The sequence below is a fragment of the Streptomyces sp. NPDC058662 genome, from assembly GCF_042716255.1.
GTDB lineage: Bacteria > Actinomycetota > Actinomycetes > Streptomycetales > Streptomycetaceae > Streptomyces.
Window position 1 is genome coordinate 58547 of the sequence record NZ_JBHXRU010000029.1, and the last position, 11863, is coordinate 70409.

Annotated in this window: 12 protein-coding genes; 7 read left to right on the forward strand and 5 right to left on the reverse strand. The window is 71.5% G+C overall.

Annotated features, from left to right (window positions below):
- Positions 1-77: 77 nt before the first annotated feature.
- Complete coding sequence (locus tag ACFWUQ_RS13655) at positions 78-599, reverse strand: DUF6234 family protein (protein ID WP_384537156.1); 522 nt, start codon at positions 597-599, stop codon at positions 78-80.
- A 430-nt stretch (positions 600-1029) separates the two neighbouring features.
- On the opposite strand from ACFWUQ_RS13655, the gene groES reads away from it, so the two are divergent.
- Both groES and groL read left to right on the forward strand, forming a co-directional pair.
- Positions 1030-1338 (forward strand): co-chaperone GroES, encoded by a 309-nt coding sequence (gene groES, locus ACFWUQ_RS13660; protein WP_030230757.1) that lies wholly within the window; start codon positions 1030-1032, stop codon positions 1336-1338.
- A gap of 136 nt (positions 1339-1474) precedes the next feature.
- Positions 1475-3106: a chaperonin GroEL gene (gene groL / locus ACFWUQ_RS13665; protein ID WP_384537159.1), complete on the forward strand. Its 1632-nt coding sequence runs from the start codon at positions 1475-1477 to the stop codon at positions 3104-3106.
- A gap of 102 nt (positions 3107-3208) precedes the next feature.
- On the opposite strand, the gene ACFWUQ_RS13670 is transcribed toward groL, so the two are convergent.
- The 3 genes from ACFWUQ_RS13670 to ACFWUQ_RS13680 form a co-directional block, all read right to left on the reverse strand.
- Positions 3209-3910, reverse strand: coding sequence for an ester cyclase (locus tag ACFWUQ_RS13670; RefSeq protein ID WP_384537162.1), 702 nt, complete (start codon positions 3908-3910; stop codon positions 3209-3211).
- A gap of 64 nt (positions 3911-3974) precedes the next feature.
- Positions 3975-4748 carry an SDR family NAD(P)-dependent oxidoreductase gene (locus ACFWUQ_RS13675; RefSeq protein WP_384537164.1) on the reverse strand — a complete coding sequence of 258 codons (774 nt, stop codon included), beginning with the start codon at positions 4746-4748 and terminating at the stop codon, positions 3975-3977.
- Between the two features lie 25 nt (positions 4749-4773).
- Positions 4774-5454 carry an MOSC domain-containing protein gene (locus ACFWUQ_RS13680; RefSeq protein ID WP_384537188.1) on the reverse strand — a complete coding sequence of 227 codons (681 nt, stop codon included), beginning with the start codon at positions 5452-5454 and terminating at the stop codon, positions 4774-4776.
- Between the two features lie 89 nt (positions 5455-5543).
- On the opposite strand from ACFWUQ_RS13680, the gene ACFWUQ_RS13685 reads away from it, so the two are divergent.
- A complete protein-coding gene (locus ACFWUQ_RS13685) occupies positions 5544-6443 on the forward strand; it encodes a LysR family transcriptional regulator (RefSeq protein ID WP_384537167.1) in 900 nt (299 codons plus the stop codon).
- Between the two features lie 100 nt (positions 6444-6543).
- Here the strand turns inward: ACFWUQ_RS13685 and ACFWUQ_RS13690 are convergent, their stop codons facing one another.
- Complete coding sequence (locus ACFWUQ_RS13690; RefSeq protein ID WP_384537170.1) at positions 6544-6870, reverse strand: WhiB family transcriptional regulator; 327 nt, start codon at positions 6868-6870, stop codon at positions 6544-6546.
- A 388-nt stretch (positions 6871-7258) separates the two neighbouring features.
- On the opposite strand from ACFWUQ_RS13690, the gene ACFWUQ_RS13695 reads away from it, so the two are divergent.
- From ACFWUQ_RS13695 to ACFWUQ_RS13710, 4 genes are all read left to right on the forward strand, one after another.
- The gene (locus ACFWUQ_RS13695; RefSeq protein WP_003948568.1) at positions 7259-7870 is read left to right on the forward strand and encodes a response regulator transcription factor; all 612 of its coding nucleotides are present in this window, start codon (positions 7259-7261) and stop codon (positions 7868-7870) included.
- Positions 7871-8245: 375 nt separating this feature from the next.
- The gene (locus tag ACFWUQ_RS13700; RefSeq protein WP_384537173.1) at positions 8246-8875 is read left to right on the forward strand and encodes a sigma-70 family RNA polymerase sigma factor; all 630 of its coding nucleotides are present in this window, start codon (positions 8246-8248) and stop codon (positions 8873-8875) included.
- Positions 8876-9003: 128 nt separating this feature from the next.
- Complete coding sequence (gene guaB / locus ACFWUQ_RS13705) at positions 9004-10509, forward strand: IMP dehydrogenase (RefSeq protein ID WP_384537176.1); 1506 nt, start codon at positions 9004-9006, stop codon at positions 10507-10509.
- 175 nt (positions 10510-10684) lie between these two features.
- Positions 10685-11809 carry a GuaB3 family IMP dehydrogenase-related protein gene (locus ACFWUQ_RS13710; protein WP_384537179.1) on the forward strand — a complete coding sequence of 375 codons (1125 nt, stop codon included), beginning with the start codon at positions 10685-10687 and terminating at the stop codon, positions 11807-11809.
- The last annotated feature ends 54 nt before the right edge of the window (positions 11810-11863 follow it).

The following is an 11863-nucleotide window of genomic DNA, read 5'->3' on the forward strand; positions in this document are numbered from 1 at the left end:
ACGACGTAGATGTCCTCCTCGCGGTTCCTTCCGCCAGCATCGCGCGCGGCATCGCGCGCGGTGGGCCCCGACCCGCGTCACCCCCCGGGGCACTCGTGACTGTCGCCCCCGCTGAAGCACTGCCCGTAGGTGCCCCGGTAGGGCGGCGCGGGGGTCTGCGGATGGGCTGCCTCGTACGTGGCGTGCGCGAGCGTGAGCGTCAGCGCCACCAGCAGGGCGCACCCCGCGCCGTGGACGGCCGCCGAGATCCGCGCGCGCCGCCGGGTGAAGCCGAGGACGGTCAGGGCGCAGGCGCAGCACAGCGCGCCGAGGAAGGTGAGCACGCCGGATCCGAGGGGCAGGCCGTGCCAGTCGGGGCCCGGGTCCTGGTGCGGCGCGATGAGACCGAACTGCTCGACGGCGTGGTAGCCCAGGCCGGCGAGCAGGACGGCGGCCAGCAGGACGGAGGTCAGGACGGCCAGTGCGAGGTCCGCCGCCGGGCGCATCGGTGCCCGGGGGCGCCCGGTCCGCGCCGGCGGGCTCGCGCCGGGCGCGCCCCCGTCCCGTGTTCTCGGCGCGTCGTGCGGCTGCGCGCCCTCCGGGGGCGTCGGTGCGGTCATGCTTCGCAGTGTCCGCCGCAGCGCGCCGCGCCGCCTGAGTACGGGTACTCACCGCGCGGTGGGGCCTCGGGTCGCCGCAGTCCCGGGGCGGCGCCAGGGGCGGCTACCGGCCATGCGGACGGAGCCGGGCCGTACCCGCTGGCGCCTGAATCCGCCCGCGTTCGGCCTGTTCAGGCCAGTGGCCGCAAGGATTTCGTCCGCACGGGCGGCCGGATCCCGCAGGGTTTTCGGCCGTCCGCACGCAACGCCGGGCGGCGATAATTGGCACTCCGCTTGACCGAGTGCTAATCGCCGGAATAGTCTCGCACCTGGCACTCGCCCCTGGTGAGTGCCAACACAGCGACAGGCAGGTCCGGCACCCGCGACGACGGATCGACCTGGTCGCCACTCAGACAGTTAACCCCGGATCTCCGAAGGGGGAGGTCGGATAGTGACGACCGCCAGCTCCAAGGTTGCCATCAAGCCGCTTGAGGACCGCATTGTGGTCCAGCCGCTCGACGCCGAGCAGACCACGGCCTCTGGCCTGGTCATCCCGGACACCGCGAAGGAGAAGCCCCAGGAGGGCGTCGTCCTCGCCGTGGGCCCGGGCCGCTTCGAGGACGGCCAGCGTCTCCCGCTGGACGTCAGCGTCGGCGACATCGTGCTGTACAGCAAGTACGGCGGCACCGAAGTGAAGTACAGCGGCGAGGAGTACCTCGTCCTCTCGGCTCGCGACGTGCTCGCGATCGTCGAGAAGTAATTCTCTTCAAGTTTTGATTTGAGCTACGCCCCTGGTCACCCTGCTGATGCCGGGCGGCGAGGGGCGTAGTTCGTTCTAGGCGGTGGAGGTCGCGGTGAGCGGCCGAGGATCGCAACGAGAGGACTGAACCGCTCCCATGCCGAAGATCCTGAAGTTCGATGAGGACGCCCGTCGCGCCCTTGAGCGCGGCGTCAACAAGCTTGCCGACACGGTCAAGGTGACGATCGGCCCCCGCGGCCGCAACGTCGTCATCGACAAGAAGTTCGGTGCGCCCACCATCACCAACGACGGTGTCACCATCGCTCGCGAGGTCGAGCTGGACGACCCGTACGAGAACCTGGGCGCGCAGCTCGTGAAGGAGGTGGCGACCAAGACCAACGACATCGCGGGTGACGGCACCACCACCGCCACCGTGCTGGCGCAGGCGCTGGTCCGCGAGGGTCTGCGCAACGTCGCCGCGGGCGCGTCCCCGGCCGCCCTGAAGAAGGGCATCGACGCCGCCGTCAAGGCTGTGTCCGAGGAGCTCCTCGCGACCGCCCGTCCGATCGAGGACAAGTCCGACATCGCCGCCGTGGCCGCGCTCTCCGCGCAGGACCAGCAGGTCGGCGAGCTCATCGCCGAGGCGATGGACAAGGTCGGCAAGGACGGTGTCATCACCGTCGAGGAGTCCAACACCTTCGGCCTGGAGCTGGAGTTCACCGAGGGCATGGCCTTCGACAAGGGCTACCTCTCCCCGTACATGGTGACCGACCAGGAGCGTATGGAGGCCGTCCTCGACGACCCGTACATCCTGATCAACCAGGGCAAGATCTCCTCCATCCAGGACCTCCTGCCGCTGCTGGAGAAGGTCATCCAGGCCGGCGCCTCCAAGCCGCTCCTGATCATCGCCGAGGACGTCGAGGGCGAGGCGCTCTCCACCCTCGTCGTCAACAAGATCCGCGGCACCTTCAACGCGGTCGCCGTGAAGGCCCCCGGCTTCGGTGACCGCCGCAAGGCGATGCTCCAGGACATGGCCACCCTCACCGGTGCCACCGTCATCGCCGAGGAGGTCGGCCTCAAGCTCGACCAGGCCGGTCTGGACGTGCTGGGCTCCGCCCGCCGCGTCACGATCTCCAAGGACGACACGACCATCGTCGACGGTGGCGGCAGCCACGAGGAAGTCACGGGTCGCGTCAACCAGATCAAGGCCGAGATCGAGTCCACCGACTCGGACTGGGACCGCGAGAAGCTGCAGGAGCGCCTGGCGAAGCTCGCCGGCGGCGTCTGCGTCATCAAGGTCGGCGCCGCCACCGAGGTGGAGCTCAAGGAGAAGAAGCACCGCCTTGAGGACGCCATCTCGGCGACCCGCGCCGCGGTCGAGGAGGGCATCGTCTCCGGCGGTGGCTCCGCGCTCGTCCACGCCGTGAAGGTCCTTGAGGGCAACCTCGGCCTCTCCGGCGACGAGGCCACCGGTGTCGCGGTCGTCCGCCGCGCCGCCGTCGAGCCGCTGCGCTGGATCGCCGAGAACGCGGGCCTTGAGGGCTACGTCATCACCTCGAAGGTCTCCGAGCTCGACAAGGGCCAGGGCTTCAACGCCGCCACCGGCGAGTACGGCGACCTGGTCAAGGCCGGCGTCATCGACCCGGTGAAGGTCACCCGCTCCGCGCTGGAGAACGCCGCTTCCATCGCCTCCCTGCTGCTCACGACCGAGACCCTGGTCGTCGAGAAGCCGGCCGAGGACGAGGGCGACGCCGGTCACGGGCACGGCGGCCACGGCCACAGCCACTGATCGACGAGAGGGCCCCGGTCACCGCTGCCCAGCGGGGGTGACCGGGGCTTTCCCGTGTCCGGCGTCCGTGCCGTACGGCCGAGGGGGCGTACGGCCTCCCGGCTAGCCGGGCGTCATGCCCATCTGGCGCATCATCGCGGGGGCGTCGTAGTACCACCAGCCCTCGGCGATCCGGCCGTTCTCCATGCGGAAGGTCGTGCACCCCGACATGGTGACCTCCCTGCCGACCGTCGGCGGGACCCCCATGAACTCGCCCTTCTGGGTGCCCCTCCAGTCCCACATCGTGGTGACGCAGTCGCCCTCGGCGATCTGGCGGGTCGTGGTGAACATGAGGTCGAAGGCGTCGCGCCACATGCCCGCGCTGGCGCGCATGCCCTCCCGGCCGCCGGGCCGCCCCGGCGCCTCCATGATGTCGTGGTCGGTGTAGTCCGCGGCGAAGCACTCGTCGATCGCGTCGAGTTCGCCGCGCATCAGGATGTCGTCGAAGACCCGGTCCACGACCATCTTGTTGAGGTACTCGTCGCGGACCACGTCCAGGTTCATGAAGGTGGGCATCCCCTCGCAGAGGGCCACCATCTCCTGGAACATCCGGTCCGTCTCGGGGAGGTGAGAGTTCTTCATGGCCTCCTCGTACGAGGGGAATTCGACGAGGTCGAGGTAGTGCGTCTCGGACTCGCGGTCCTTGCCGATCATCGTGTGCGTGACCGTGCGCCTGCCGCTGGTCTGTTCGGCGTAGCGGTCGATGAGGGCGTTCACCTCGTCGAAGCGCCTCGTCTCGTAATCGATCACTTGTACGAATGTCATCGCGTCGCCTCCCGCGCTGGATGGGACAGCTCCAGTTTAGGGAGATTTCACCCGATCGGCCGGTTTACTGAGGTCCGTACTTGCGGCCCGTGCGCGAGGACATCCCGCCCAGCAGGCCGCGCGGCGTCAGCTTCACCACGCCCATCAGCGCCTTGTACCGGGGATCCGGGATGGAGACCGCCTTCCCCCGCGCCAGGTCGGCCAGGGCGGTGGCCACCACCTTGTCGGCGTCCAGCCACATCCAACCGGGAATGCTGTCCGTGCCCATGCCCGCCCGCTCGTGGAACTCCGTCCGGACGAAGCCGGGGCACAGCGCCATCAGCCGCACCCCGGATCCCGACAGGTCCCGCGCGGCGCCCTGGGTGAACTGCACCACCCACGCCTTGCTCGCGCCGTAGGTGCCGCGCGGGACGAAGGCGGCCACCGAGGCCACGTTGATCACGCCGCCCCGCCCGCGCGAGCGCATCGATTCGGTCGCCGCCGAGGTCAGCCGCAGGACGGCCTCGACGTGCACCTTCAGCATGGTGAGCTCGTCGGCCATCGAGACTTCCAGGTAGCGGCCCTTGTTGCCGAAACCCGCGTTGTTGACCAGCAGGTCGACCGGGTGCGTACGGTCGCCCAGGCGCTGCTCGACGGAGGCGATCCCCTCCTCGGTGGAGAGGTCGGCGGCCAGTACCTCGGCCTCGATGCCGTGGCGGTCGTGCAGCTCGGTGGCCTGTTCGCCGAGCCGCTTCGTGTCGCGCGCCACCAGCACCAGGTTGTGGCCCTGGGCGGCGAGCCGCCTGGCGAAGGCGGCGCCGATGCCCGCCGTGGATCCCGTAATCAACGCAGTCGTCATAGGCGCAACCTAGCCGCCCCGGGTATCAGTTCAACGCGCCCCCGTGCTTGCGCGCGTACTCGGCCGCCGCGTCCCTCACCTCGGGGGCCAGGGCGGCGCCCGCCGCGAGGACGCGCGGCAGCAGGTGCCGCTCGGTGGTCCAGGCGCGGAAGAGGAACGCGGAGGTCACCTCGTGCTCCGGCCGGTGGACCACCTCGATCGGGTCGCCGGGCGAGATCCGGCCCTCGTGGAGCACGCGCAGGTAGGCGCCCGGGCGGCCCTCGCGGGTGAACCGCTTGACCCAGCCCGGCTCGCCCATCGCGCCCTGGAAGGTCCGGCACGGGATGCGGGTCGAAGCGACCTCCAGCAGCAGTTCGGGTCCTATCCGCCAGCGCTCGCCGAGGACCGCGCCGCTCACGTCCACCCCCGCGGTGGTGAGGTTCTCGCCGAACAGCCCGGCCGCGAGCTCGCGGCCCAGCTCGCGCTCCCACAGGTCCAGGTCCTCGCGGGCGTAGGCGTAGACGGCCTGGTGGTCGCCGCCGTGGTGGCGCCGGTCGCACACGGCGTCGCCCTCCAGCCCGCTGCCCGGCCCGGCGGTCCGGGGCCCCGGCGCGAAGACGCGGACCGGGCCCGCGACGGGGCGCTTGCCGATGCCGGTCAGACCGCCCTCGGCGTCGGTGTATTCGACGACCGCGGCGCGGCCGATGTTCACGGAGATCAGATGCATGGGACCCATGCGGACACGCTAGTGGAGCCGCCCCCAAAGCGGCACGAAGATATTCGCCTCGCGGTCAAAGCGGGGCTTATGCTTCGAGAGTGATCGAAGCACGTCATCTCCGCGTCCTGCGCGCCGTCGCCGGAACGGGCTCCTTCTCCGCCGCCGCCCGCGAACTCGGCTGCACCCAGCCCGCCGTCTCCCAGCAAATGAAAGCGCTGGAGCAGTCGGCCGGCACCCCGCTGCTCATCCGCACCGGACGCGAGATGCGGCTGACCCAGGCGGGCGAGGCCCTGGTCCGCCACGCCGCGGGAATCCTCGCCGGGCTCACCGCGGCCGAGGAGGAGGTCGCGGCCATCGCGGGCCTGCGCGCCGGCCGCGTCCGGCTGGTGTCCTTCCCGAGCGGCAGCTCGACCCTGGTGCCCGCCGCCCTCGCGGCGATGCGCGCCGAGCACCCGGGCACGCGGATCTCCCTCGTCGAGGCCGAGCCGCCGCGGTCGGTGGAGATGCTCCGCGAGGGCGACTGCGACCTGGCCCTCGCCTTCCGCTACGGCGGCCCGGCCGGGTCCGCCGGGGAATGGGAGGACCTCGTCGTGCGGCCGCTGCTCACGGACCGGCTCGTCGGGCTGGTCCCGGACGGGCACCGGCTGGCCGGGGCGGAGCGGGTGGGCATGGCCGAGCTGGCCGACGAGCCCTGGATCGCCGGCTGCCCGCGCTGCCGCCGCCACCTGGTGGAGGTGTGCGAGGGCGCCGGCTTCACCCCGCGCATCGACTTCGCCACCGACGACTACCCGGCGGTGGTCGGCCTGGTGGCCGCGGGGCTGGGCGTGGCCGTCCTGCCGGAGCTCGCGGTGGAGTCCGTACGGGCCAAGGGGGTGAGCGCGGTGGCCGTGGAGCCGGCCGTGGAACGCGAGGTCGTGGCGCTGACCCTGCCCGACCTGGCCCGCGTCCCCGCCGTGGCGGCGACCCTGGCCGAGCTGGAACGGGCCGCCGCGCGCTGACCCGGGGTGTCGCGGGCCCGGGCCACCGCCGGTCTCCCGGCGGTGGACGCGGCTCCGGTGCGGGCGTTCGGGGCGTTCGGGGTTTGTGCGGGGCCTCCGGTCAGTGCGGCGGGACGGTTCCGATCGCGGACGACGCGGGGATCAGGCGGTGCCGGGCCCGTCCCATGAGCTCTTCGCGTTCGTCCTCGGTGAGGCCGCCCCACACCCCGTAGGGCTCGCGGACGGCGAGTGCGTGCGCAGCGCATTCCGAGCGCACCGGGCATCGCATGCAGACCTCTTTAGCCGAGGCCTCGCGCGCGCTCCTGGCCGCGCCCCGCTCGCCCTCCGGGTGGAAGAAGAGGGAGCTGTCGACCCCGCGGCAGGCAGCCAGCAGCTGCCAGTCCCAGAGGTCGGCGTTCGGTCCGGGGAGGCGGGAGAAATCTGCCATGGGTAGTCCTCTTGGTGCCGGTACTGAGGCGGATACGGTCCGTGCGGTCCCATTCTCCACACCTACTGTCGTAGTAGATGTAAATATGACTCATTGGGAATCTAGCCTCAGACATGTGCCAAACGGAAGGAAAGCCGCCAAATAGGGCATAGCTCCAGATGGAGGACGACCGGCGCGCGCCTCCGACGCCGTGATCGCGTCCTCACGTAGAGTGCCGAAGGTGTCAGTCCGACCCGTAACTCTTTCGAGTGACCATCGTTGAGAGTGCGAAGGCGGTTGAACCAAGAAGTTCTCGGACAGGTGTCCGGGGATATCGACCGCACAGGTGACGATACGTACCAGCCTGGAGGCTCAAGGTGACGCGCATCAGCAGCTGCGGAGGGCGGTCATGACATCCGTCCTCGTCTGCGACGATTCCCCGCTTGCCCGAGAGGCGCTCCGTCGCGCGGTTGCCACCGTGCCCGGCGTCGAGCGTGTGACGACGGCTGCCAACGGCGAGGAAGTCCTCCGCCGCTGGGGTGCCGACCGCTCCGACCTGATTCTGATGGACGTCCGGATGCCCGGGCTCGGCGGTGTGGAGACGGTCCGCCGCCTGCTCTCGGCCGACCCGGGTGCCCGCATCATCATGCTGACGGTCGCCGAGGACCTGGACGGCGTGGCCCTCGCGGTCGCCGCCGGTGCCCGCGGTTACCTGCACAAGGACGCCTCGCGCGCCGAACTGCGGGCCACGGTCACCCAGGCCCTCGCCGACCCGACCTGGCGACTGGCCCCGCGCCGGCTCCGCTCGGCCGAGATGGGCGCCGCGCCCACGCTCACCGCGCGCGAGATCCAGGTGCTGGAGGGCATGAGCCACGGCCGGTCCAACGCGGAGATCGGGCGCGAGCTCTTCCTCTCGGAGGACACGGTCAAGACGCACGCCCGCCGACTGTTCAAGAAGCTCGGCGCCTCGGACAGGGCGCACGCCGTGGCCCTCGGGTTCCGCTGGGGCCTGGTCCGCTGACCCTCGGGGCCGCGGCCGGCCCCGCCGTCGGACCGCGAGGCCGACGGCCGGCCGCCGCGTGCGGTCCCGTCCGCCCCGGGCGGACGGGGCGGCCCGGCGCCCCCGGGCGGCGCCGCACCGGCCCGTCGTCCGGCGGGGCCCGCGCCGTCCCCGCGCACCCCGTGCGCCCGGCGGATCGGCGGTGCACAATCCGGGGGGCGTGTCGCTTCGCGCGCGATGCCGCATCCTTGGAGATGTGGAGTACTCGGGGACCATTCGGCCGAGCGGGAGGGGAGGGTGCAGACGATGAGTTCCGGCGCACCCGCTCATAACGCTTCGATGCACAACAACGGCCATGGTGCCGCGGATCCTCCGGCGCCAAGGCACCATGGATTGATGCGCGACGACGAGGCCCTGGGGTCACCCGCGGCCACAGGCCCCACCGGCGCCGCCAGAGGCGGTAGCGCCGGGGGCGTCAGCGCGCTCGTACGCCGTGCGGTGGACGGCGACGAGCAGGCCACGCACGACCTGCTCGCCTTCGTGCACCCCCTCGCCATCCGCTACTGCCGGACCCGGCTCTCGCGGCTTCCCGGTGACGCCCGCCACTTCGTCGAGGACCTCGCGCAGGAAGTCTGCGTCGCCGTCCTGATGGCCCTGCCCCGCTACCGGGACACCGGGCGCCCCTTCGAGGCGTTCGTCTTCGCCATCGCCGCGCACAAGGTCGCGGACCTCCAGCGGGCCGCGATGCGGCATCCGGGCAGCACCGCGGTGCCGTCCGACGAGATGCCGGAGCGGCCGGACGACTCCCTGGGCCCGGAGGAGCGGGCGCTGCTGAGCAGCGACGCCGCCTGGGCCAAGAAGCTGCTGGCCAACCTCCCGGAGAACCAGCGCGAGCTGCTCGTGCTGCGGGTGGCCGTCGGGCTGACCGCCGAGGAGACCGGCCAGATGCTCGGCATGTCCCCCGGAGCGGTCCGGGTGGCCCAGCACCGGGCGCTCAGCCGGCTGCGCGCGCTCGCCGAGCAGTGACGCTCCGCACCCGAATCGGCTCGTAGGAAACGACGAAACTTCCCCCGGGCCTTAGTCGTGGAATGAGACGCTGCGGGATCCCGTTAGCATGGACATCCGCGCAGAGCAAGACCATTTGGGAAGGTGTCATGACTGCCAACGCCGACGGAGTGCCCGACAAATTCGCCACCCTCGGGCTGACGTACGACGACGTCCTGCTGCTGCCGGGCTCGTCGGACATGGCGCCGGACGAGATCGACACTTCCTCCCTCATCTCGCGGAACGTGCGCGTCAACGTCCCGCTCCTGTCCGCGGCCATGGACAAGGTCACCGAGGCCCGCATGGCCATCGCGATGGCCCGCCAGGGCGGCGTCGGCGTCCTGCACCGCAACCTCTCCATCGCCGACCAGGCCAACCAGGTCGACCTGGTCAAGCGCTCCGAGTCCGGGATGGTCACCGACCCGATCACGGTGCACCCGGACGCGACGCTGCGCGAGGCCGACCAGCTGTGCGCGAAGTTCCGTATCTCCGGCGTGCCGGTCACGGACCCCGCGGGCAAGCTCCTGGGCATCGTCACCAACCGCGACATGGCCTTCGAGTCCGACCGCAGCCGCCAGGTGCGCGAGGTCATGACCCCGATGCCGCTGGTCACGGGCAAGGTGGGCATCTCCGGCGTGGACGCGATGGAGCTGCTGCGCCGCCACAAGATCGAGAAGCTCCCGCTGGTGGACGAGGCGGGCATCCTCAAGGGCCTCATCACGGTCAAGGACTTCGTCAAGGCCGAGCAGTATCCGAACGCGGCCAAGGACAAGGAAGGCCGCCTGCTCGTCGGCGCGGCCGTCGGCGTGGCCGGTGACGCGTACGACCGCGCGCAGGCCCTGATCGAGGCGGGTGCCGACTTCATCGTCGTCGACACCGCCCACGGCCACTCCCGGCTGGTCGGCGACATGGTCGCCAAGATCAAGTCGAACTCCGGCGTGGACGTCATCGGCGGCAACGTCGCCACCCGCGACGGCGCCCAGGCGCTGATCGACGCCGGTTGCGACGGCATCAAGGTCGGCGTCGGCCCCGGCTCCATCTGCACCACCCGCGTGGTCGCCGGTATCGGTGTCCCGCAGGTCACGGCCATCTACGAGGCCGCGCTCGCCGCCAAGGCCGCAGGCGTTCCGGTCATCGGCGACGGCGGCCTCCAGTACTCCGGCGACATCGCGAAAGCCCTGGTCGCGGGCGCCGACACGGTGATGCTGGGCTCGCTGCTCGCGGGCTGCGAGGAGTCCCCGGGCGAGCTGCTCTTCATCAACGGCAAGCAGTTCAAGTCCTACCGCGGCATGGGCTCGCTCGGCGCGATGCAGTCCCGCGGAGACCAGCGCTCCTTCTCCAAGGACCGCTACTTCCAGGAGGGCGTGGGCGGCGACGACAAGCTCATCCCCGAGGGCATCGAGGGCCAGGTGCCCTACCGGGGCCCGCTCTCCGCGGTCGTGCACCAGCTCGTCGGCGGCCTGCGCCAGTCGATGTTCTACGTCGGCGGCCGCACGGTCCCCGAGCTGCAGGACCGGGGCCGCTTCGTCCGGATCACCTCGGCGGGCCTCAAGGAGAGCCACCCGCACGACATCCAGATGACCGTCGAGGCGCCGAACTACAGCCGCAAGGGCTGAGCGGTACGAGCGCGGGAGGGGGCGGGTCCGGCCGGACCCGCCCCCTCCGCCGTGCCCGGGCCCGGCGCGCGTACGCCGCCGCGGTGCGGGTACGTCCGTACAGCGGGCACGGGAACGCGGCTGTCCGGCGTTCGGGGATACTGGTCGGGCAGACCCAGAGGAAAGGCCACCACACGTGACTGAGATCGAGATCGGGCGCGGCAAGCGCGGCCGCAGGGCGTACGCGTTCGACGACATCGCCATCGTCCCGAGCCGGCGTACCCGGGACCCGAAGGAGGTCTCGATCGCCTGGCAGATCGACGCGTACCGCTTCGAGCTCCCCTTCCTGGCCGCCCCCATGGACTCGATCGTCTCCCCGCAGACGGCGATCCGCATCGGCGAGCTCGGCGGCCTCGGGGTACTGAACCTCGAAGGCCTGTGGACCCGCTACGAGGACCCGCAGCCGCTGCTCGACGAGATCGTCGGCCTGGATGAGGGGACCGCGACCCGCCGTCTCCAGGAGATCTACTCGGCGCCGATCCAGGCGGACCTGATCCGCCGGCGGATCAAGGAGGTGCGCGACTCGGGCGTGGTCACCGCCGCGGCGCTCTCCCCGCAGCGCACCGCGGAGTTCTCCAAGGCCGTCGTCGACGCGGGCGTGGACATCTTCGTGATCCGCGGCACCACGGTCTCCGCCGAGCACGTGTCGGGCGCGGCCGAGCCGCTGAACCTCAAGCAGTTCATCTACGAGCTCGACGTCCCGGTCATCGTGGGCGGCTGCGCCACCTACACGGCGGCCCTGCACCTGATGCGCACCGGCGCGGCGGGCGTCCTGGTCGGCTTCGGCGGCGGCGCCGCGCACACCACGCGCAACGTGCTCGGCATCCAGGTTCCGATGGCCACCGCCGTCGCGGACGTGGCCGCGGCCCGCCGCGACTACATGGACGAGTCCGGCGGCCGCTACGTGCACGTCATCGCCGACGGCGGCGTGGGCTGGTCGGGCGACATCCCCAAGGCCGTCGCCTGCGGCGCGGACGCCGTGATGATGGGCTCCCCGCTGGCCCGTGCCACCGACGCACCCGGCCGGGGCAACCACTGGGGCATGGAGGCCGTCCACGAGGACGTGCCGCGCGGCAAGAAGGTCGACCTCGGCACCGCGGGCACCACCGAGGAGATCCTCACCGGCCCGGCGCACAGCCCCGACGGCTCGATGAACATCTTCGGCGCGCTGCGCCGCTCGATGGCCACCACCGGCTACAGCGAGCTCAAGGAGTTCCAGCGGGTCGAGGTCACGGTCGCGGACTCGCAGCACAGCCGCTGACCCGGCCACCCCGCGCGACGCCGGAGGGCCGGCACCCCACTGGGGGTGCCCGCC